24 protein-coding genes are annotated in these 22,388 nt (G+C 41.3%); 16 read left to right on the forward strand and 8 right to left on the reverse strand.

The annotated features are described in order from the left end of the window. Positions 1–69 precede the first annotated feature (69 nt). Positions 70–1,857 (reverse strand): NACHT domain-containing protein, encoded by a 1,788-nt coding sequence (locus SK642_RS01145; RefSeq protein WP_235230852.1) that lies wholly within the window; start codon positions 1,855–1,857, stop codon positions 70–72. A 191-nt stretch (positions 1,858–2,048) separates the two neighbouring features. On the opposite strand from SK642_RS01145, the gene SK642_RS01150 reads away from it, so the two are divergent. From SK642_RS01150 to pepC, 8 genes are all read left to right on the forward strand, one after another. Further along, the gene (locus SK642_RS01150; protein WP_000047860.1) at positions 2,049–2,312 is read left to right on the forward strand and encodes a type II toxin-antitoxin system RelB/DinJ family antitoxin; all 264 of its coding nucleotides are present in this window, start codon (positions 2,049–2,051) and stop codon (positions 2,310–2,312) included. Then, a complete protein-coding gene (locus tag SK642_RS01155) occupies positions 2,305–2,583 on the forward strand; it encodes a type II toxin-antitoxin system YafQ family toxin (RefSeq protein WP_033683006.1) in 279 nt (92 codons plus the stop codon). The genes SK642_RS01150 and SK642_RS01155 overlap by 8 nt, the downstream gene beginning before the upstream one ends. Before the next feature lie 20 nt (positions 2,584–2,603). Then, a complete protein-coding gene (locus tag SK642_RS10695) occupies positions 2,604–2,756 on the forward strand; it encodes a hypothetical protein (RefSeq protein WP_033683007.1) in 153 nt (50 codons plus the stop codon). A gap of 21 nt (positions 2,757–2,777) precedes the next feature. Next, positions 2,778–4,019 carry an aminopeptidase gene (locus SK642_RS01165; RefSeq protein ID WP_033683008.1) on the forward strand — a complete coding sequence of 414 codons (1,242 nt, stop codon included), beginning with the start codon at positions 2,778–2,780 and terminating at the stop codon, positions 4,017–4,019. A 9-nt stretch (positions 4,020–4,028) separates the two neighbouring features. Further along, a complete protein-coding gene (locus SK642_RS01170) occupies positions 4,029–4,259 on the forward strand; it encodes a GlsB/YeaQ/YmgE family stress response membrane protein (protein ID WP_020900862.1) in 231 nt (76 codons plus the stop codon). A gap of 20 nt (positions 4,260–4,279) precedes the next feature. Beyond that, positions 4,280–4,510, forward strand: coding sequence for a hypothetical protein (locus SK642_RS10845; protein WP_033683010.1), 231 nt, complete (start codon positions 4,280–4,282; stop codon positions 4,508–4,510). Between the two features lie 17 nt (positions 4,511–4,527). After that, on the forward strand, positions 4,528–5,250 hold the full coding sequence (locus SK642_RS01180) for a pseudouridine synthase (protein WP_033683011.1): 723 nt from the start codon (positions 4,528–4,530) through the stop codon (positions 5,248–5,250). A gap of 111 nt (positions 5,251–5,361) precedes the next feature. Next, positions 5,362–6,696, forward strand: a complete 1,335-nt coding sequence (gene pepC / locus SK642_RS01190; RefSeq protein ID WP_033683012.1) for an aminopeptidase C — start codon at positions 5,362–5,364, stop codon at positions 6,694–6,696. Between the two features lie 159 nt (positions 6,697–6,855). On the opposite strand, the gene SK642_RS01195 is transcribed toward pepC, so the two are convergent. The 5 genes from SK642_RS01195 to SK642_RS01215 form a co-directional block, all read right to left on the reverse strand. Then, positions 6,856–7,767 carry a PTS system mannose/fructose/sorbose family transporter subunit IID gene (locus SK642_RS01195; RefSeq protein WP_000136858.1) on the reverse strand — a complete coding sequence of 304 codons (912 nt, stop codon included), beginning with the start codon at positions 7,765–7,767 and terminating at the stop codon, positions 6,856–6,858. 14 nt (positions 7,768–7,781) lie between these two features. Next, positions 7,782–8,594 (reverse strand): PTS mannose/fructose/sorbose transporter subunit IIC, encoded by an 813-nt coding sequence (locus SK642_RS01200; RefSeq protein WP_033683013.1) that lies wholly within the window; start codon positions 8,592–8,594, stop codon positions 7,782–7,784. A gap of 74 nt (positions 8,595–8,668) precedes the next feature. Then, on the reverse strand, positions 8,669–9,658 hold the full coding sequence (locus SK642_RS01205) for a PTS sugar transporter subunit IIB (RefSeq protein WP_033683014.1): 990 nt from the start codon (positions 9,656–9,658) through the stop codon (positions 8,669–8,671). 236 nt (positions 9,659–9,894) lie between these two features. Beyond that, positions 9,895–10,914, reverse strand: coding sequence for an alcohol dehydrogenase AdhP (gene adhP / locus SK642_RS01210; RefSeq protein ID WP_033683015.1), 1,020 nt, complete (start codon positions 10,912–10,914; stop codon positions 9,895–9,897). A 224-nt stretch (positions 10,915–11,138) separates the two neighbouring features. Beyond that, a complete protein-coding gene (locus SK642_RS01215) occupies positions 11,139–11,951 on the reverse strand; it encodes a Cof-type HAD-IIB family hydrolase (RefSeq protein WP_033683016.1) in 813 nt (270 codons plus the stop codon). 189 nt (positions 11,952–12,140) lie between these two features. Here SK642_RS01215 and SK642_RS01220 point away from each other — a divergent pair, with 189 nt between their 5' ends. The 6 genes from SK642_RS01220 to folK all read left to right on the forward strand — a co-directional run bounded on the left by SK642_RS01220 (position 12,141) and on the right by folK (position 18,220). Continuing rightward, positions 12,141–13,559 (forward strand): NCS2 family permease, encoded by a 1,419-nt coding sequence (locus SK642_RS01220; RefSeq protein ID WP_033683017.1) that lies wholly within the window; start codon positions 12,141–12,143, stop codon positions 13,557–13,559. 52 nt (positions 13,560–13,611) lie between these two features. Then, positions 13,612–14,319: a CPBP family intramembrane glutamic endopeptidase gene (locus SK642_RS01225; RefSeq protein WP_033683019.1), complete on the forward strand. Its 708-nt coding sequence runs from the start codon at positions 13,612–13,614 to the stop codon at positions 14,317–14,319. Positions 14,320–14,412: 93 nt separating this feature from the next. Next, positions 14,413–15,390 carry a dihydropteroate synthase gene (gene folP / locus SK642_RS01230; protein ID WP_033683020.1) on the forward strand — a complete coding sequence of 326 codons (978 nt, stop codon included), beginning with the start codon at positions 14,413–14,415 and terminating at the stop codon, positions 15,388–15,390. Position 15,391: 1 nt separating this feature from the next. Continuing rightward, entirely contained in the window at positions 15,392–16,714 is a 1,323-nt protein-coding gene (locus SK642_RS01235; RefSeq protein WP_033683021.1) for a bifunctional folylpolyglutamate synthase/dihydrofolate synthase, read from the forward strand. Next, positions 16,695–17,249, forward strand: coding sequence for a GTP cyclohydrolase I FolE (folE, locus tag SK642_RS01240; RefSeq protein ID WP_033683022.1), 555 nt, complete (start codon positions 16,695–16,697; stop codon positions 17,247–17,249). The genes SK642_RS01235 and folE overlap by 20 nt, the downstream gene beginning before the upstream one ends. Before the next feature lie 158 nt (positions 17,250–17,407). Beyond that, on the forward strand, positions 17,408–18,220 hold the full coding sequence (folK, locus tag SK642_RS01245) for a 2-amino-4-hydroxy-6-hydroxymethyldihydropteridine diphosphokinase (protein WP_033683023.1): 813 nt from the start codon (positions 17,408–17,410) through the stop codon (positions 18,218–18,220). A gap of 44 nt (positions 18,221–18,264) precedes the next feature. Here folK and SK642_RS01250 read toward each other — a convergent pair whose 3' ends face one another. Then, entirely contained in the window at positions 18,265–18,582 is a 318-nt protein-coding gene (locus SK642_RS01250; RefSeq protein ID WP_033683024.1) for a DUF960 domain-containing protein, read from the reverse strand. 237 nt (positions 18,583–18,819) lie between these two features. Between SK642_RS01250 and ccpA the strand changes: the two genes are divergently transcribed. Beyond that, entirely contained in the window at positions 18,820–19,830 is a 1,011-nt protein-coding gene (ccpA, locus tag SK642_RS01255; RefSeq protein ID WP_033683026.1) for a catabolite control protein A, read from the forward strand. A 52-nt stretch (positions 19,831–19,882) separates the two neighbouring features. Here the strand turns inward: ccpA and SK642_RS01260 are convergent, their stop codons facing one another. Then, positions 19,883–20,845 carry an asparaginase gene (locus tag SK642_RS01260; protein WP_033683027.1) on the reverse strand — a complete coding sequence of 321 codons (963 nt, stop codon included), beginning with the start codon at positions 20,843–20,845 and terminating at the stop codon, positions 19,883–19,885. 65 nt (positions 20,846–20,910) lie between these two features. On the opposite strand from SK642_RS01260, the gene SK642_RS01265 reads away from it, so the two are divergent. Further along, positions 20,911–22,302 (forward strand): Cof-type HAD-IIB family hydrolase, encoded by a 1,392-nt coding sequence (locus tag SK642_RS01265; RefSeq protein WP_033683028.1) that lies wholly within the window; start codon positions 20,911–20,913, stop codon positions 22,300–22,302. Positions 22,303–22,388: the final 86 nt, after the last annotated feature.

The raw sequence follows: 22,388 nt of genomic DNA on the forward strand, positions 1-22,388 counted from the left end.
AATAACAGGACATCAGATAATCCTGTTATTTTTTAAATGTAAGCATAAATATACAATAGTTACAGATTACTAATCCTCTAAGACTATATCCTCTTCTTTTAGGTCTTCTATCAGCTTCTGCTTATAATGAGTCAGAGAGAGTGTATGTTGGCCGACCCAAGATTCTCTAAATAAGTCAAATAATTCTTTGTTTTTAATGAGGTGTTTTGGTTCTATAATTTCTCCTACTAAATAATTCTCTTCACAAAATGATATTAGGGGACTATCATCTATTGTACGGTAGTAAGTATAATCAATAGTATTTTTAAAAAAATAATAAACAAAACGCTGAAGTTTATCATGTGGTTCGTAAACTACTAATCTAAGAGATGGGGTTCCAGAATCTAGAGAAATTTCAATTTTTACGGGGAAATTGAGAATGTAATATTCAAATAAGTCTTTTTCACCAGATTTAGATTCTTCAAACTTATTTAATAAAGGAATTAAGATATTATTATTAAAGCGCTGAGTACTCATATCCTCTAACATAGGAAATACCGAATCTGCACTAGTGCTAAATTTTCCTGATTCTATTAAAAGAAAGCTGTAGTCACGCATCTTACTATCCGTTTGTATATTTAGAAAATAAGCAACAAAATATTCTTGGAAAGAACGATGGGTGAATTTATAACGGTTACCTTCTCTGTATAGTACACACAGAGCGTTTCCTAAATCGTCAATAAAATCGCCTATATTGAGAACGTTTTTAATTCGAGGAGGAAATTTTTTAAAAATTTCGTCAATCTCTGGGAAGGTAAACTCTGTTTTTGCTTTTTGATATGTTAGAAAACAGAAGATTGCAAAGCACTCTTTAAAAGTATCTGAACTTAAATCTGATAACATTTTTCGTCGATAACTTTTTGTAGCATCGTGCTTCGAGAGCATGGTATCAAAGGCTTGATAGTAGAATAGGTGTAATTTTTGCGGAATTTCTGCATAGTCATTGTAAGTGGAGAGCATAATATTTAGCAACAGAGGGTTTGAAGCAAAGGACTTATGTCTATCATATAAACCACTCTCTAAATCACGTATAAATTTATCTTTAAGTTCCTCATCTGGATATTCAATTTTAGTAATAAGACTAATGGCTTGTTCTTTAGTAAAAGAAACAGCTTTTAAAACTGTGAACCGCTGAAATTCAATGAATTCAGATTCGCTATAAGGTCTTGAAGAAAGGATATAATGGTTTTCAGGATATTTGTCACAAAAATCATTTAACTTCTTGAAAAATTCTTTTTGGTTTTCGCTGTACAATTCATCATAGCCATCCAATAGGAATAAAAAGCATCCAGATTGAAGTGCATAATCTAAATATTCTTCTTGGAATGTATTATGAAATTGATTTAGTTTTTTTAGCAGTAATTTCTCAAGGTCTAAATGGCCCTCTTCGTTGAAATCTTTTAATTCAATAAAAATAGGAATATAGTCTTTCAATTTTAATTCACTTAGAAAAAGGTGTTTCATGAGAGTGGATTTACCAATTCCACCAGAACCTTCAATGATTAAAAATTTTGAGAGATCGGTCAGTATTTTTGTTGTAGTGGGCTTGATGATGTCTGAGCCCTTTTTTAAAAATGGAATTTCAAAAAAATCATATAGTTTTTTTGGTTCAATTCCGTAGATAATCGTTTTGATTTTACTGTATTTTTCATAAGAATTTGTTAAATAAGCTTGGAAAGGAATTTCTAGATCAATTTTTACCTCATTATAGGTAATTTTTAGTTTATTAGCTATTTTTGAAATTAGAGGTGAGAGATACTCATCAAAAATGGCATTCATAAATTTACTTGCTAAGTCATTGTTAAAGTTTTCGTCCATTATCTTTTTGCTCCGTGTATTTTGGGGTATTTTTATAAAGAATAGCACATCAGCTTTTTTATGTCAATATATTTGAAGAGGGAACCTCATTCGATTTGTCTATTGAAGGTGTTGTATGTCTGTTGTATGTGTTTTGTATTTACATCGCTTGCCATTTTTGTTAAAATAATAAATAGAAAGAGGGTGAGAGTATGTCAAAGACGAGCATGAGCATCCGTTTGGATAGCGAGGTTAAGGAGCAAGCCCAACAGGTGTTTAATAATCTGGGAATGGATATGACGACTGCCATCAATATTTTCCTTCGTCAGGCTATTCAATATCAGGGTTTACCTTTTGATGTTAGACTAGACGAGAATCGGAAGTTGCTCCAAGTGTTAACGGATTTAGACCAAAATCGTAATATGAGTCAGTCTTTTGAATCAGTCTCAGATTTGATGGAGGACTTACGTGCTTAAGATTCGTTATCATAAACAGTTTAAAAAAGATTTTAAGTTGGCTATGAAGCGTGGTTTGAAGGCAGAATTATTAGAAGAAGTTTTAAATTTTCTTGTTCAAGAAAAAGAACTTCCTGCTAGATATCGTGATCATCAATTGACGGCATCCAAGTATTTTCAAGGAGTTCGTGAATGTCATATCCAGCCAGATTGGCTTTTGGTTTATAAAGTAGACAAGGAAGAATTGCTTTTAAACTTGCTGAGGACAGGAAGTCATAGTGATTTATTTTAAGATATTTTAAGGAGTTCAAGATGAAACTAAGAATTTTTGCGGAAGACAAGCCAGCTGAGAAGGTGTTTGAGTATCAATTGGAACTTGCTGATCAGACAATGCTTCTATCGACAGCACTCTTGTCAGGTGCTATTGCTTTGGCAGGATTATTTTCTGCTTTGAAAGAAAAATAAAAATAGAAAAGGACAAATAAAATGGTTTTACCAAATTTTAAAGAAAATCTAGAAAAATATGCAAAATTGTTGGTTGCAAATGGAATCAACGTGCAACCTGGTCACACTTTGGCTCTCTCTATCGATGTGGAGCAACGTGAGTTGGCTCACTTAATCGTCAAAGAAGCTTATGCTTTGGGTGCGCATGAGGTTATTGTTCAGTGGACAGATGATGTCATCAACCGTGAGAAATTCCTCCACGCACCGATGGAACGTTTGGACAATGTGCCAGAATATAAGATTGCTGAGATGAACTATCTCTTGGAGAACAAGGCTAGCCGTCTTGGGGTTCGTTCTTCTGATCCAGGTGCCTTGAACGGAGTGGATGCTAACAAGCTATCAGCTTCTGCTAAAGCTATGGGACTTGCTATGAAGCCAATGCGAATCGCAACTCAATCCAACAAGGTTAGCTGGACGGTGGCAGCTGCTGCTGGACTTGAGTGGGCTAAGAAAGTCTTTCCAAATGCTGCGAGCGACGAAGAGGCAGTTGATCTCCTTTGGGACCAAATCTTCAAAACTTGCCGTGTCTATGAAGAAGATCCTGTTAAGGCCTGGGAAGAACACGCGGCCATTCTTAAGAGCAAGGCAGATATGCTTAATAAAGAGCAATTTTCAGCTCTTCACTATACAGCGCCAGGGACAGATTTGACCCTTGGCTTGCCAAAGAACCACGTCTGGGAATCAGCTGGTGCTATCAATGCGCAAGGAGAAGGATTCTTACCAAATATGCCGACAGAGGAAGTTTTCACAGCACCAGACTTCCGTCGCGCAGATGGTTATGTCACTTCTACAAAACCGCTTAGTTATAATGGCAACATCATTGAAGGCATTAAGGTAACCTTCAAGGATGGACAAATCGTAGACATTACTGCTGAGAAGGGTGATCAGGTCATGAAAGACCTTGTCTTTGAAAATGCGGGTGCGCGTGCCTTAGGTGAATGTGCCTTGGTACCAGATCCAAGTCCAATTTCTCAGTCAGGCATTACCTTCTTTAACACCCTTTTTGATGAAAATGCTTCAAATCACTTGGCCATCGGTGCTGCCTATGCGACTAGCGTCGTTGGTGGTGCAGAGATGAGTGAAGAAGAGCTTGAAGCTGCTGGTCTTAACCGTTCAGATGTTCACGTGGACTTTATGATTGGGTCTAGTCAAATGGATATCAATGGTATCCGTGAGGATGGAACGCGAGTACCTCTTTTCCGTAATGGGAATTGGGCAAATTAAGGAGCCAAGATGATAGGAAGTATGTTCGTTGGTCTCCTAGTGGGATTTTTAGCAGGTACTCTGACCAATCGTGGAGAACGCATGGGTTGCTTTGGGAAAATGTTTCTAGGCTGGATTGGTGCCTTTATAGGCCACTTGCTTTTTGGGACTTGGGGACCGATAATAGCAGGAACTTCCATTATTCCGGCAGTACTAGGTTCCATGATTGTCTTAGCGATTTTCTGGAGACGAGGAAGTTAATTTCTTAAATCTGATACTCAATGAAAATCAAAGAGCAAACTAGGAAACTAGCCGCAGGCTGCTCAAAGCACTGCTTTGCGGTTGTAGATAGAACTGACGAAGTCAGCTCAAAACATGGTTTTGAGGCTGTAGATGAAACTGACGAAGTCAGTAACCATACATACGGCAAGGAAACGTTGACGCGGTTTGAAGAGATTTTTGAAGAGTATGAAACGAAAAGGAGGTTGGTCATTGTACCAGCCTCCTTTTGATATGATATAATAGTTCTATGAGATTAGATAAATTTTTAGTTGCCTGCGCTGTGGGGAGTCGGACTGAGGTCAAAAACTTGCTCAAGGCTGGGCGCGTGATGGTAAATGGTAAAAAAGAAAAATCAGCTAAACTGCAGATTGATGAAGAAAGAGATGAGATTCGTTTTGATGGGCAAGTGCTGGAATACGAGGAGTTTGTCTACTACATGATGAACAAGCCCCAAGGAGTTATTTCAGCGACTGAGGATCCCAAGCACAGAACGGTTCTGGACTTGCTGGATGATATTGCTCGGACCAAGGAAGTTTTCCCAGTAGGACGCTTGGATATCGATACACATGGTCTCCTACTCTTGACCAATGATGGCCAGCTGGCTCATGCTCTTCTTTCGCCCAAGCGTCATGTGGACAAGACTTATCTGGCTCAGGTCAAGGGAATCATGACCCAAGAAGATGTGGAGACATTTGCTAAGGGAATTCCTCTCAAGGATTTTACCTGTCAGCCTGCTAGACTGGAGCTTGTGTCTGTAGATACAGAAAAGAATCAAAGCCAAATCCGAGTGACCATTGCAGAAGGGAAGTTTCATCAGGTCAAGCGTATGGTGGCTTACTGTGGCAAGGAAGTAGTGGATCTACAGCGTTTGACTATGGGAACTTTAGTTTTGGATGAGAATTTACAAAGAGGAGAATGGCGTCGTTTGACCAAGGAGGAATTGGAAAATCTTCTTGCGAGTATTGCTTAATTTGGTTTATATTCAAAAAAGGTGAGGAAGAATATCCTTGCCTTTTATGTTTTTCAGTTGCTTACTTTGTGAAAAGCGTTATAATAGACTGTAGAATAAAAGGAGGAATCTATGAACGCGATTCAAGAATCATTTACTGATAAATTATTTGCCAACTATGAAGCAAATGTCAAATACCAAGCGATTGAAAATGCTGCTAGCCACAACGGAATTTTTGCAGCTCTAGAACGTCGCCAAAGTCATGTAGACAATACACCTGTTTTCTCATTGGATTTGACCAAGGACAAGGTTACTAACCAGAAAGCGTCTGGTCGTTGCTGGATGTTTGCGGCCCTCAACACCTTCCGCCATAAACTCATCTCTCAATACAAACTGGAAAACTTTGAGTTGTCACAGGCCCATACCTTCTTCTGGGACAAGTATGAGAAATCAAACTGGTTCTTGGAACAAGTCATTGCGACTGCAGACCAAGACCTAACTAGCCGTAAGGTTAAATTCCTACTTCAAACACCACAACAAGATGGCGGTCAATGGGATATGGTAGTTTCTCTCTTTGAGAAATACGGTGTCGTGCCTAAGTCAGTTTATCCTGAATCTGTTTCATCTAGCAGCAGCCGTGAGCTAAATGCCATCCTCAACAAATTGCTTCGCCAAGATGCTCAAATCTTGCGTGACTTGCTTGCTTCTGGTGCAAACCAAGCGACTGTTCAAGCTAAGAAAGAAGACCTCTTGCAAGAAATCTTTAATTTCCTTGCTATGTCTTTAGGACTTCCACCACGTAAATTTGACTTTTCTTATCGTGATAAGGATAACAACTACCAAAGCGAAAAGGGTATTACACCACAGGAATTTTACAAGAAATATGTCAATCTTCCACTAGAAGACTATGTTTCTGTTATCAACGCACCAACTGCTGACAAGCCTTACGGCCAATCTTACACAGTTGAGATGTTGGGAAATGTGGTTGGTAGCCGTGCAGTTCGCTACATCAACGTACCGATGGAGCGATTGAAAGAATTGGCGATTGCTCAAATGCAAGCAGGCGAGACTGTTTGGTTTGGTTCTGATGTTGGTCAGCTCAGCAACCGTAAAGCTGGAATCCTTGCGACAGATGTTTATGACTTTGAATCAAGCATGGACATTAAACTCACTCAAGACAAGGCTGGACGTTTGGACTACAGTGAAAGCTTGATGACCCACGCCATGGTCTTGACAGGTGTGGACTTGGATGAAAATGGCAAATCAACCAAGTGGAAGGTTGAAAACTCTTGGGGAGACAAGGTCGGTACAGATGGTTACTTTGTTGCCTCAGACGCTTGGATGGACGAATACACATATCAAATCGTTGTTCGTAAGGAATTGCTGACAGCAGAAGAACAATCTGCTTATGAAGCAGAACCAATCGTACTTGCACCTTGGGATCCAATGGGTGCCTTGGCTGAATAATACTCAATGAAAATCAAAGAGCAAACTAGGAAGCTAGCCGCAAGCTGTACTTGAGTACAGTAAGGCGACGCTGACGTGGTTTGAAGAGATTTTCGAAGAGTATAAAAGCATAGAAAAAAGGAATCAGGTTTAGAACCTGGTTCCTTTTAAGTTGCTTGATTACATGATACCGAAGAAACGAGCTGCGATACCTACTGCAAAGAGAGCAAGGATGATTGAGATTGGTGATACTTTTTTCTTAAGTAACCACATGCAAAGGAAAGTAAGGAGAAGTCCCATTAATCCTGGAATCAATGAGTTCAACTGACCTTGAAGGGTTTGTGGTTGAATCTTATCTAGGCTCAATCCACCAAGTGCTTGACCAAGGATACCTTTCAATTCAGCACCCGATACAGGACCTTCTGGGAAGTTGATGTAGGCACCTTCAGCCAATTGTTTACCTGGAAGGTTAACAGTGAAGTTGATCGATACCCAACGTTGTACAAGAACGGCAAGAATGAACATACCAAGGATAGAAGCACCTTTAGTGATGTCTTTCAAGATACCACCAGACATGTCTTTAGTGATTTCAGAACCAGCCTTGTAACCAAACTCTTGTGTGTACCATAGGAAGGCCATACGGATCGCATTCCATCCGAAGAAGAAGAGAAGTGGACCAACCAAGTTACCAGATGCAGCAAGGGATGCACCAAGAGCTCCAAGGATAGGACGAACTGTAAACCAGAATACTGGGTCACCGATACCAGCAAGAGGTCCCATCATACCGATTTTAACCCCTTGGATAGCAGCGTCATCAATTTCAACACCGTTAGCACGTTCTTCTTCAAGTGCAAGAGTAACCCCCATGATTGGAGCAGCTACGTATGGGTGAGTGTTAAAGAACTCAAGGTGGCGCTCAAGAGCAGCAGCTTGGTCTTCTTTAGTAGTGTACAATTTTTTGATAGCTGGGATCAATGAATAAGCCCAACCCAAGTTTTGCATACGCTCGTAGTTCCAAGAACCTTGAAGGAATTGTGAACGCCACCAAACTTTTTTACGATCTGATTTTGATAATTGAAGTTTTTCAGTCATGATTGTTCCCCTTTCTAGTAGTCTTCTAGGATATCACCGATTGGGTCGTTAGAAGTCGCAGCTCCGCCGCCACCGTTACCACCTTGTTTTGAAAGGTTAAGGTAGATGAAGGCAAGGGCAACACCGACTACACCAAGGGCAATCAAAGTCAATTGAGAAATGGCAGCAAGAGCAAAACCGATAGCGAAGAATGGCCATACTTCACGAGTTGCCATCATGTTGATAACCATAGCGTAACCAACGGCAACGACCATAGCACCACCGACAGCCATACCACCATTCAACCAGTCTGGCATCAATTTAAGAGCGTCTTGAACGGCAGAAGCTGGGATAGCGATAAGGAAGGCTGCAGGGATAGCAATACGAAGACCTTGAAGAAGAAGTGCGATAAAGTGAGCACGTTCAACAGCTGCAATATTTCCTTCTTTAGCAGCAGCATCTGCAGTGTGAACCAAACCAACTGAGATTGTACGAACAATCATAGTCAAGAAAAGTCCAGCTACGGCAAGAGGGATAGCTGTTGCTGTTGCAACGGCGATACCTTCAGTAGTAAAGTTACCACCTTTGATCAAGATGATTGCTGCGGCAACAGATGCAAGAGCAGCGTCAGGAGCTACGGCAGCTCCGATGTTTGCCCAACCAAGGGCAATCATTTGAAGTGATCCACCAAGCATAACCCCTGCTTCGAGGTTACCAGTTGCAAGTCCGATAAGGGTACATGCGACGATTGGTTGATGGAATTGGAATTGGTCGAGGATACCTTCAAGACCTGCAAGGAAGGCAACAACTACAACCAAGACAGCAGAAATAATTGAAATATCTGACATGGTTTTATTCCTTTTCTATTTAATGATAATAAAGTGAAAAATTTTCTTAGAATTCTTCTATAGTTTGATATTTGTTATTGAACGTTGGCTTTGCTAATCAAGTCAAACAAATCTTTTTTAGTGTCGTTTGGTACTTTACGTACATCAAATTCAACACCGAGGTCACGCATTTTTTCAAATGTAGCAACGTCATCTTTGTCCATAGACAAAACGTTGTTGACCATTGTTTTACCTGTTGAGTGAGCCATTGATCCTACGTTAAGGGTCTTGATTGGCACGCCACCTTCGATTGCACGAAGCGCATCTTGAGGTGTTTCAAACAAGATAAGGGCATGTGTTTCTCCAAAGCGTGGGTCTTTTGAAACCTCAATCAATTTTTGAATTGGAACCACATTGGCTCTGACATTATTTGGAGCTGCTTGTTTAATCAATTCTTTACGAAGATCGTCGTTGGCAACGTTATCTGAAGCAACGATAATACGGTCTGCTTTTGAATCTGGAGTCCAAGCAGTTGCAACCTGACCGTGAAGGAGACGTGTGTCAAGACGAGCAAGATTGATTTTCAATTTACCATCCCCGATAACAGTTCCTTCTGGGATAGCAGCTTGGGCAACTGGAGCAGCTGCAGCACTTGCAACTTCTTCAGCTGGATTGAGCTCTTCTGGAAGAGCTTTGATGCCATCTTTGGCTTCTTTAATAATATTAGCAGCGACTTTTTCTACACCTGCAGCAGCGTCCATCAGGCGCTCTGTGTAGGCTTGAATTAACATCGGTAAGTTAAGTCCTGTGATGATGGCAAACTTACGCTCAGGATTTTCTCCCATCACGCGACTAGCTTGGTTAAATGGAGATCCACTCCAAAGGTCAGCCAAAACTAGAACCTCATCTTCTGCGTCAAATGCAGCAACAGCGTTATTAAACTTAGCGTATAAATCATCAGGACCTTCATTTGGCATAAAGGTTACAACTTGAACCTTTTCTTGTTCACCAAAGATCATAGATCCTGACTGATGAATACCCGCAGCAAATTCGCCGTGGCTCGCAATAATGATTCCGATACTCATTATTGTCATTCCTCCTTTTTTGTTTTAGTTTTCGTTTAAGAAAACTTTAAGACTAAATAAGTATAAACCGTTTTCATCTAAAAATCAACTATTTATCATAAAATAATTAAAAAGCTTATATCTGAAAATGTTGATATATTAAGTTTTAAGAGAGGTTTTTTTTGAATCACTATTTAAAAATTTAATATAAAAAAGTTGGAAGTAGCTTCCAACTTTTAAAATAAGTTTCTATTAGATTAGTGGGTGAAGTCGAGTACCATACGTCCTTGGATTTGACCTTTTTCCATTTCGTCGAAAATGGCTACGGCATCTTCTATTGGACGTTTTTGAACAACTGGAACTACCAAACCTTCTGCACCGAATTGGAAGGCTTCTTCCAAGTCTTTACGAGTTCCAACAAGAGAACCGATGACTTGGATTCCATCTAGAACTGTTTTCACGATGCTGAGTTCCATCATTTCAGAAGGAAGACCAACAGCGACTACGCGACCACCAGCACGAACTGAGTCAACAGCCTGGTTGAAGGCAACTTTAGATACAGCAGTTACGACCGCTGAATGAGCACCTCCATTAGTTTTTTCCTTGATGAGTCCAGGTACATCTTCAACTTCGAGGCCGTTAATAACAATGTCAGCGCCTACTTCTTTTGCAAGGGCAAGTTTGTCGTTGTTGATATCAACTGCGATGACATGAGCATTGAATACTTTTTTAGCGTATTGAACAGCTAGATTACCAAGTCCACCAGCACCGTAAAGAACAACCCATTGGCCTGGTTCAACTTTTGCTTCTTTTATAGCTTTATAGGTTGTTACACCAGCACATGTGATAGAAGAGGCTTGGGCTGGATCAAGTCCGTCAGGAACTTTAACAGCATAGTCTGCAGTTACGATACATTGTTCAGCCATACCACCATCTACTGAGTAGCCAGCATTTTTCACTGTACGGCAAAGAGTTTCACGGCCAGTAGTACAGTATTCGCAAGTGCCACATCCTTCAAAGAACCAAGCAACGCTGACGCGGTCGCCGACTTTAAGGCTTTTTACATCTGGGGCAATCTCTTTAACAATACCAACACCTTCGTGACCTAGAACACGGCCTGGTACTTGACCAAAGTCACCATGGGCAACGTGGAGGTCAGTGTGGCAAACACCACAGTATTCAATTTCTACAAGTGCTTCCCCAGTTTCAAGTGGACGGAGTACTTTTTCTTCAACAGCAACACCAGTGCTTTCTGGATTTACAACAACAGCTTTCATAGCTATCCTCCTTGATATTAACTGAGAGCAGGAGAAACAGGACTGGATTGATTTTGTGTCAACAGAGTCGAGTGTGACGAGCTCTCTTGTATTTATATGTGAAGTATATCACAAAAGAAAACCTTTTCCAAGGTCTTGGAGGTAAAAAGTAGAATAATCGATTAACCGGTTGATAAGACTGTGAAAAAAGCACAAAGACCAGCTTGAAAGCTGGTCAGTATGGACTATAAGAATAAGTCTTGCAGGGTTTTGGCAACCCCATCTTGGTCGTTGGTCAGGGAAATTTGCTCATCTGCAAAAAGGAGTAGCTCTGGATTGGCATTTTTCATTGCATAACCCTTCCCAGCAAAAGCTAGCATTTCGGTATCGTTGTGTTCATCTCCAAAAGCAATCAAATCATTTTTGTCACGGTTCATTACCTTGAGCAAGTAGTCCAAAGCAAAGGCCTTGTTGACACCTTTTGGGGTACATTCAAGGATATTGAGCGGACCTCCCCAGGTATTAATAGAAAGTTGATGCTGGTAGAAGGCGTTCATTTCTTGTGCCAAGGCATATTTGTCACTGGCTCTGGTCTGTAAAAGTATACAGTTAGGATCTTTGGTTACCAACTCAGGCTGGAATTGATCTTCAGGCTGGAAAGCTTCTACACCAAATAGTTTGGGATTAGCAATTTCTTCATTAGGATTTGTAATGTAGAATTTTTTACGATATTCTCCAGCGATAAAATCGGCTTGAATGTCCTCTGAACGTCGAACCATATCTAGCAGATATTTTTTGTCTACAGTCAAACACTTTTCAAAGTCCCAAGTTTGGTCTGGTAAATGAGTGAGGGAGCCGTTGAAGTTAATCATAGGAGTGTCTAAGCCCAGTTCATGGTAAAAATCTTTTGACATACGGTAAGGGCGACCTGTCGTAATAATAACCTGATGGCCTTTTTCAACAACTTTTTTAATGGTTTTTTTGGTAAAGTCAGAAATTTGACTGTCTGAGTTGAGTAGGGTTCCATCCAGGTCAACTGCAATAATTTTTTTCGTCATAGGGACCTTTCTAGTGTCTTTTCAGATAAGATGTCTACTATTATAACAGAAAGCAGGCAGAAAATCAGATTCGAAACCAAAAAAGAAATTTCATCAAATTCTTAAATAAATCAAACAAAGATATTGAAAAAGTGAATGATAAATGATATAATTCTATTATTGTTCGTAAAAATTAAAAGGAGATTAATAATGGACAAATTATTTAAACTAAAAGAGAACGGTACAGACGTTCGTACAGAGGTTCTCGCTGGTTTAACAACCTTCTTTGCAATGAGTTATATTCTCTTTGTAAACCCACAAATTCTTTCGCAAACAGGAATGCCTGCTCAAGGTGTCTTCCTAGCGACGATCATTGGTGCAGTAGCAGGTACCTTGATGATGGCCTTCTATGCTAACTTACCTTATGCCCAAGCGCCAGGTATGGGACTCAATGCCTTCTTTACCTTTACAGTCGTATTTGGACTCGGTTATTCTTGGCAAGAAGCCTTGGCTATGGTCTTCATCTGTGGAATTATCTCACTGATTATTACCTTGACAAATGTTCGTAAAATGATCATTGAATCGATTCCAAATGCTCTTCGCTCAGCTATTTCAGCTGGTATCGGTGTCTTCCTTGCCTACGTAGGAATTAAGAATGCTGGATTTTTGAAATTTACGATCGATCCAGGTAACTATACTGTTGTAGGAGAAGGGGCTGACAAAGCTAAAGCAACGATTGCAGCAAACTCTTCAGCAGTTCCAGGATTGGTTGACTTTAATAACCCAGCTGTTTTGGTGGCACTTGCAGGACTGGCCATTACAATCTTCTTTGTTATCAAAGGAATTAAAGGGGGAATTATCCTCTCTATCTTGACAACAACTGTTCTTGCTATCGCAGTTGGTTTGGTAGATTTGTCAAGCATCGATTTTGCTAATAACCATGTTGGTGCAGCTTTTGAAGACTTGAAGACAGTCTTTGGTGCAGCTCTTGGTTCAGAAGGTTTGGGAGCTTTGATTTCAGATACAGCTCGCTTGCCTGAAACTCTGATGGCTATTCTTGCCTTCTCATTGACAGATATTTTTGACACGATTGGTACCTTGATTGGTACAGGTGAAAAAGTTGGTATCGTAGCGACAAATGGTGAAAACCACCAATCAGCTAAGTTGGATAAGGCTCTTTACTCTGACTTGATTGGTACTTCAATTGGTGCCATCGCTGGTACTTCGAACGTAACGACTTATGTCGAGTCTGCTGCTGGTATCGGTGCAGGTGGACGTACTGGTTTGACAGCCTTGGTCGTGGCAATCTGTTTTGCGATCTCAAGCTTCTTTAGCCCACTTCTAGCGATTGTACCAACAGCCGCTACAGCTCCAATCTTGATTATCGTTGGGATTATGATGTTGGCTAGCTTGAAAAATATCCATTGGGATGATATGTCTGAAGCGGTTCCTGCTTTCTTCACATCTATCTTTATGGGATTCAGCTACTCTATCACTCAAGGGATTGCAGTTGGTTTCTTGACTTACACTTTGACTAAGCTTGTTAAAGGTCAAGCTAAAGATGTTCATGTCATGATTTGGATTTTGGATGCCTTGTTTATCCTTAACTACATAAGCATGGCCTTATAATAGGATAACCCAGGGGGATTTTCCCCCTTTTTGAATACAAAGGAGATAGGTGATGAAAGAGAAAAATATGTGGAAAGAATTATTGAATCGTGCAGGTTGGCTGTTAATCTTTTTTCTGGCGACAATTTTATATCAGATTCCTTTAGCAGTTACTGCAATTTTAGCTTTACATCAAGTACCACTGTTACAGTCAGGGCTGATAGTTGCTGGTATTTCAATTGTGGTTTTAGCGCTATTTATCATTGGAGCTCGTAAAACGCAATTAGCAAGTTTTAATTTTTCTTTTTTTAGAGCTAAGGATTTGGCACGTTTGGGCTTGAGTTATTTAGTCATTATCGGGTCAAATATACTTGGTTCCATTTTATTGCAACTGTCAAATGAGACGACAACAGGGAATCAGTCTCAGATTAACGATATGGTTCAGCATAGTTCTCTGATTTCCAGTTTCTTCTTGCTGGCCTTGCTTGCTCCGATTTGTGAGGAAATCTTGTGCCGTGGGATTATTCCTAAAAAGATTTTCCGAGGCAAGGAAAACTGGGGATTTATAGTTGGTACGATTGTGTTTGCTTTATTGCATCAACCAAGTAATTTACCTTCTTTATTGATTTATGGAGGTATGTCAATCGTTCTATCTTGGACAGCTTACAAGACCCAACGTTTGGAAATGTCTATCTTACTTCACATGATTGTGAATGGGGTTGCTTTCTGTTTGTTGGCTCTTGTGGTGATCATGAGTCGGACATTAGGGATTTCTGTTTAAGATTTTTGACAATTGCTTACTTGTTTCTATTGGGAAAAAGATGAATGCAATCGTGTCCATCTTTTTATTTTTATGGTAAAATAGAGAAATAATATGGTGAAAAGCCTTGAGGGAGTGACCGATATGTTAAGTAAAGCCAATCGTGCAAAGACAGCTATTTGCGGAATTATCAATGTAACCCCAGACTCCTTTTCGGACGGTGGTCAATTTTTTGCTCTTGAGCAGGCACTCCAGCAGGCTCGTAAATTGATAGCAGAAGGAGCCAGCATGCTAGATATCGGTGGAGAATCAACTCGGCCGGGAAGAAGTAGCTATGTTGAGATAGAAGAGGAGATCCAGCGTGTTGTTCCAGTGATTAAAGCGATTCGTCAGGAAAGTGATGTCCTTATTTCTATCGATACTTGGAAGAGCCAGGTGGCAGAGGCTGCTTTGGCTGCTGGTGCTAATCTAGTTAATGATATCACTGGTCTTATGGGTGATGAGAAAATGGCAGATGTGGTTGCTAAGGCTGGTGCGAAAGTAGTCATTATGTTTAATCCAGTCATGGCGCGACCTCAGCACCCTAGCTCGCTCATCTTCCCTCATTTTGGTTTTGGTCAAACCTTTACAGAAAAAGAGTTAGCTGACTTTGAAAAAATGCCAATTGAAGACTTGATGGAGGCTTTCTTTGACAGAGCCCTATCGAGAGCGGACGAAGCTGGAATCGCACAAGAAAATATCCTGTTGGATCCAGGAATCGGCTTTGGTCTGACCAAGAAAGAAAATTTGCTTCTTTTACGGGATCTGGATAAACTACATCAGAAGGGCTATCCAATCTTTCTTGGAGTGTCGCGTAAGCGGTTTGTCATCAATATCCTTGAAGAAAATGGCTTTGAAGTCAATCCTGAGACAGAACTTGGTTTCCGCAATCGGGATACGGCTTCGGCTCATGTAACCAGTATCGCTGCGAGACAGGGTGTGGAAGTTGTGCGCGTGCATGACGTAGCCAGTCACAGGATGGCAGTTGAAATTGCCTCCGCTATTCGTCTAGCTGATGATGCGGAAAATCTAGATTTAAAACAATACAAATAAGATGAAAGAAATTAAAAACAATCAATGGATTGCCAACTATCGGACGGACCAACCGCATTTTGGCTTGGAACGCATGGTGGAACTATTAGCTCTGCGTGACAATCCCCATCTCAAACTCAAGGTCATCCATATCGGAGGAACCAATGGCAAGGGTTCGACCATTGCTTTTTTGAAAAATATGCTAGAAAAGCTAGGGCTGAGAGTTGGGGTGTTCAGCTCGCCCTATCTCATTCACTACACAGACCAGATTAGTATCAATGGGGAATCTATCCCAGAAGCGAGACTAGAATCCCTCATGGCAGACTATCAGTTTTTGCTTGAGGGGGAAGCGGCTGCCAATTTGCAGGGGACAACCGAGTTTGAGATAATCACAGCCATAGCCTATGATTACTTTGCCTCAGAGCAAGTAGATGTGGCCATCATGGAAGTGGGCATGGGTGGCCTCTTGGATAGTACCAATGTCTGCCAGCCCATTTTGACAGGAATTACAACTATTGGCTTGGATCATGTAGCCCTACTTGGGGACACCTTGGAGGCCATAGCAGAGCAGAAAGCTGGTATTATCAAACAAGGGATTCCCTTGGTAACAGGTCGTATCGCTCCAGAAGCTTTGGTTGTGATTGACCGCATTGCGGAAGGGAAAGATGCGCCGATACTTGCCTATGGGAAAGATTATCAGGTCAGTCACCAAGAGATTGTGGTAACGGGTGAAGTATTTGATTATACCAGTTTTGCCAGACAAGGTCGTTTCCAGACTGGTTTGCTTGGTTTGCACCAGATAGAGAATGCTGGGATGGCCATAGCTTTACTTGATACTTTTTGTCAAGAAGATGGGCGAGAACTAGCGAGTAATGACTTGATTGCTCAAGTCTTGGAAGAAACAAGGTGGCCAGGGCGTTTGGAAATCGTGTCAAGAGATCCCTTGATGATCTTGGATGGGGCTCATAATCCTCATGCTATCAAGGCTTTATTGGCAACCTTGCAAGAACGCTTTGCGGATTATCATAAGGAAATCCTCTTTACTTGTATCAAAACCAAGGCCTTGGAGGATATGTTGGACTTGTTGGAGAAAATCCCAGATACCGAGCTTATCCTGACACATTTTGATGATAGTCGGGCGACTGATGAAAGCGTACTGAAAGAGACAGCTAAGTCTAGAAATCTCAGCTACCAGGAGTGGCAGGATTTTCTAGAGCAGAAATTAACAGATAAAAAAGAAGAGAAAAAAACAGTTAGGATTGTCACAGGTTCCTTGTACTTTTTGAGCCAAGTGAGAGCCTATCTGATGGAGAGGAAGAACGAGAATGGATACACAAAAGATTGAAGCAGCTGTAAAAATGATTATCGAGGCTGTGGGAGAGGACTCTAACCGCGAGGGCTTGCAGGAAACACCTGCTCGTGTAGCCCGTATGTACCAAGAGATTTTTTCAGGTCTTGGTCAAACTGCGGAGGAACATTTGTCAAAATCCTTTGAGATTATTGATGACAACATGGTAGTAGAAAAGGATATCTTTTTCCATACCATGTGTGAGCACCACTTTCTGCCATTTTATGGTAGAGCGCATATTGCCTACATTCCAGATGGTCGTGTGGCAGGCTTGTCTAAGCTAGCCCGTACGGTTGAAGTTTATTCTAAGAAACCACAAATTCAAGAACGGTTGAATATCGAAGTGGCCGATGCCTTGATGGAGTATCTGGGTGCTAAAGGAGCCTTTGTTGTCATTGAGGCAGAACATATGTGTATGAGTATGCGTGGTGTCAGAAAACCAGGTACTGCAACCTTGACGACAGTAGCTCGTGGTCTATTTGAAACAGATAAGGACCTTCGAGATCAGGCTTATCGTTTAATGGGACTATAATACTCTTCAAAAATCAAATTCAAACCACGTCAGCTTCCATCTGCAGCCTCAAAACAGTGTTTTGAGCAGCCTGCGGCTAGCTTTCTAGTTTGCACTTTGATTTTCATTGAGTATAAAAAGAATCCGCTTGAAGCGGATTTTTCTAGAAAGGAATCATTATGGATCAACTGCAGATTAAGGATTTGGAAATTTTTGCCTATCATGGTCTTTTTCCTAGTGAGAAGGAATTGGGGCAGAAGTTTGTCGTTTCAGCCATCCTATCCTATGATATGACCAAGGCAGCGACAGACTTGGATTTGTCAGCCTCTGTCCATTATGGAGAACTGTGTCAGCAGTGGACGACTTGGTTTCAGGAAACCACTGAGGACCTGATTGAAACGGTAGCCTATAAACTGGTAGAACGTACCTTTGAGACCTATCCCCTTATCCAAGAAATAAAGCTAGAACTGAAAAAACCTTGGGCGCCAGTTCATTTGCCACTAGATACTTGCTCGGTGACCATTCATCGACGCAAGCACCGAGCCTTTATCGCCCTGGGAAGCAACATGGGAGATAAGCAAGCGAACTTGGAACAAGCCATTGAGAAAATGCGAAATCGAGGCATCCATATTCTCAAAGAGTCCAGTGTCTTGTCGACGGAGCCTTGGGGTGGAGTGGAGCAGGATAGCTTTGCTAATCAAGTGGTTGAGGTGGAAACCTGGCTTCCAGCTCCAGTCTTGTTAGAAATCTTGTTAGCCATTGAGTCAGAGATGGGACGGGTGAGAGAAGTGCATTGGGGACCTCGTTTGATTGATTTGGACTTGCTTTTTGTAGAGGACCAGATCATTTATACAGACGACCTCATCTTGCCTCATCCTTACATAGAGGAGCGCCTTTTTGTCCTTGAGTCCTTACAGGAAATTGCACCTCATTTTATCCATCCTACATTAAAGCAACCTATCCGTCACTTGTATGATGCTTTGAAAAAATAGAAAAACTCTAGTTTTCAGTCACTTGCAACTGAAGGCTAGAGTTTTTAAAATAGGTCATTTTCTTCTGGGAGAAGGATAGTTTCTCTACCATCCATATCTAAAATCAATACTCTCGGAGGATAAAGAGGGTCGAAAGGATGATTAAAGTCAAAATCAATGGCTGTAGGGAGGTGTTGGCTTGAAAAGTGGAAGGTAATTTTTCCTTGGTTATTGAGCAATTGAAACTCGAGTTCTTCTTCTAATTCAAAGACATTTTTTAAGAAGTGGTCAATAATATACCAAAAAGAGTCAATGACATCATCAGGCAAGCTGGTAACAATGCCAAAACTAGCCGACCGCATCTGGGTATTGGTAAAAGCCATATCTCTGCCCCCTTTCTTTTCCCTTATCATACAGCAAATAGGATTAAAAATCAAGAAAAGGTTATTTTTTCTTCATAAACATAGTTTTCTATGAAATTTTTTTCAAACAATCTTCAAAAAATGCTTGAAAGTGTTTACAAATAGTGATAAAATGGAATAAGTAGAATCATGAAAACGAAATTTTCATACCGTCTCTTTTTTGGAGTCTCGTGAGGTATGATATAGAAAGGAAATGGAATGAATACAGACGATACAGTAACGATTTATGATGTCGCCCGTGAAGCAGGAGTTTCAATGGCGACGGTTAGCCGTGTAGTCAATGGCAATAAAAATGTAAAAGAGAATACTCGTAAAAAAGTGCTTGAGGTGATTGACCGTTTGGATTACCGTCCAAATGCCGTGGCGCGTGGTCTTGCAAGTAAAAAGACAACCACTGTCGGTGTCGTGATTCCGAATATTACCAATGGTTATTTTTCAACGCTTGCTAAAGGGATTGATGATATCGCTGAAATGTACAAGTACAATATCGTCCTTGCCAATAGCGATGAGGATGATGACAAGGAAGTTTCAGTTGTCAATACACTGTTTTCTAAGCAAGTGGATGGTATCATCTTTATGGGATACCACTTGACTGAAAAAATTCGTTCAGAGTTTTCTCGCTCTCGGACACCAGTTGTTCTTGCAGGGACAGTGGATGTAGAACACCAACTTCCAAGTGTCAATATTGACTATAAACAAGCTACGATTGATGCAGTAACCTACCTTGCTAAAGAAAATGAGCGCATTGCTTTCGTAAGCGGTCCACTAGTGGATGATATCAATGGTAAGGTTCGTTTGGTTGGCTACAAGGAAGCCTTGAAAAAAGCAAGTATTTCTTATAGCGAAGGATTGGTATTTGAGTCTAAATACACTTATGAAGACGGTTATGCCTTGGCAGAACGCTTGATTTCATCAAACGCAACTGCAGCAGTTGTAACAGGTGATGAGTTGGCAGCAGGTGTCTTGAACGGCCTTTCTGATAAGGGTGTGTCAGTACCAGAAGAGTTTGAAATCATTACTAGTGATGATTCACAAGTGTCTCGCTTTACCCGTCCAAACTTGACAACGATTGCCCAACCTCTTTATGACCTTGGCGCTATTAGCATGCGTATGTTGACGAAGATTATGCACAAGGAAGAGTTGGAAGAACGCGAAGTTCTCTTGCCTCATGGTTTGACAGAACGTCGTTCAACACGAAAACGTAAATAGAAAAAATCAGGGAATCGTAAAGATTTCCTGATTTTGCTTTCTAGAGAAGGAGTTAGCCTTCCATATAGTCTTTCAAAGCCTGTCCTGTTAGTCCGGCATTGAGGGCGATGAGGAGTTTCAAACGGGCTTTTTGGGCGTTGAGTTCTTTAACAAAGAAGACACCAGATTTTTGCAACTGCACGCCCCCACCTTGGTAGGCATAAACAGGTTCAGCAATACCGTTAAAGCATCGTGATACTAGAGCGACTGGAATTCCTTTTTGTAGAAGGCTTTCTAATTTTTGAGCCGTTTCTTTGGGAATATTACCAGCTCCGAAGGCTTGGATAATCAAACCGTCCAATTGTTTCAAATCCAGCATATCAATCAGCTCATCTGTCATACCAGCATAAGCTGAGATGATAGGGACTAATCCTTGTATGTGGTCAAGGTCAAAGCGGACACGGGGCTCAGCTGTTTTAAAGTAGAGGATTTCCTGTTTCATGATCAGACCAAGTGGTCCGTGTGTTGGAGTCTGGAAGGTGCCGACATTGGTCGTATGTGTTTTGGTAACATACTTGGCAGCGTGGATTTCATCGTTCATAACGACCAAAACTCCTTTGTCAGCAGCCCTGTCATCGCTAGCCACCCGTAAAGCACTCAGATAATTATAAACACCATCACTGCCGAGTTCATTGGAGCTGCGCATGGCACCTGTTAGAACGATAGGCATATGGGGAACTTCCATGGTGTCAAGGAAATAGGCTGTTTCCTCTAAAGTATCGGTCCCGTGTGTGATCACCACTCCATCGTAGTTAGCAGCTTCCTCTTTAATTTTCTGGTAGAGGGCCAGCATATGCTTGGGTTTGATATGGGGGCTCGGCAGGTTAAACAAGTCCAAGGCGTGGACTTGGATTCCTTCAAGTGGGTTGGATACATGGTTCATGGGATTATCTGAACTAGTCACAACAGCGCCAGAAGCATCGGCCTGCATGGAAATAGTTCCACCCGTATGTAAAACAAGGATTTTCTTAGGCATGATTTACTCACTCTTTCTGAAATGTGGTATAATCATTGTATCACAAAAGGGGAGATTGGGATAGGATGGAAGTCAAAGCGGTTTTTTTTGATATTGATGGAACCTTGGTCAACGATCGCAAGAGTGTTTTGAAATCCACTAAGGACGCGATTAAGATTGTCAAAGAACAAGGGGTGTTGGTTGGTGTAGCGACAGGACGAGGACCTTTTTTTGTTAAGGAATTGATGGACGATTTGGATCTGGATTTTGCGGTAACCTACAATGGCCAGTATATCTTTACTAAAGAAAGAGTCTTGTTCACGAGCCCTATTTCCAAGTTACACTTGCGCCAGCTCATTACTTATGCTAAAAAAGAGGGCAAGGAGATTGCCCTAGGGACCAAGGATGCCATGCTGGGTTCTAAAATCATGTCTTTTGGTCTTGGGTCTTTTTCTCAACGAATTAGTCGCTTCGTTCCCTCTGTTTTAACCCGTACGGTGAGTCATTCCTTTAATCGTATGGTCAGCAAGGTTGTTCCCCAAAAGGAAGAAGACCTGCTTGATCTGATGAATCAGCCTATCTACCAAGTTTTGATGCTGATGACACCAGAAGAATCTGAGAAGGCGGCAGCTGATTTTGAAGACTTGAAATTGACACGTAGCAATCCATTTGCAGCAGATGTCATCAATCAAGGAAATTCTAAATTGGAAGGTATTCGCCGAGTCGGGAAAGAATATGGCTTTGACCTCAACCAAGTCATGGCCTTTGGTGATTCGGATAACGACCTAGAAATGCTAGCGGGTGTTGGTATGTCGGTCGCTATGGGAAATGGTAGTAGCAGTGTCAAGGAAGTTGCCAAGCATATCACAACCAGCAATCAGCAAGACGGAATCCACAAGGCCTTGGAACATTTTGGTGTTTTGGCTTCAGAAAAAGTCTTTGTCAGCCGTGACTATCATTTCAATAAGGTCAAGACCTTCCACCATATGATGGATGAACGGACTCAAGAAGAACCTCGAGCTTGGGATTTGGAAGGTGCAACCCACAGGGCTGGCTTTAAAATAGAAGAATTGGTGGAGTTTGTTCGAGCTGCCAGTCCTTCTGAAGAGGACTTTGGTCAAGCTCTATCGCAACTTCATCAAGCTCTTGATAAGGCAGCAGATAAAGTAGCTAAGAAGACACCTGCTCAGCAAGATTTGATAGGGCAAGTGGATGCCTTGATTGACACGCTTTACTTCACCTATGGTAGTTTTGTCTTGATGGGGGTGGACCCAGAACGTATTTTTGATATCGTCCATCAGGCTAATATGGGGAAAATTTTCCCAGATGGCAAGGCTCATTTTGATCCAGTGACCCATAAAATCTTAAAACCAGATGATTGGGAAGAAAAATATGCTCCAGAACCTGCTATTAAAAAGGAACTGAAGCGTCAGCTCAAGGCTTACGAACGCCATAAAGAGAGAAAAAATACTCAATGAAAATCAAAGAGCAAACTAGGAAATTAGCCACAGGCTGCTCAAAGCACTGCTTTGAGGTTGCAGATAGAACTGACGAAGTCAGTAAC

This window comes from Streptococcus mitis (genome assembly GCF_000722705.1).
Taxonomy (GTDB): domain Bacteria; phylum Bacillota; class Bacilli; order Lactobacillales; family Streptococcaceae; genus Streptococcus; species Streptococcus mitis_P.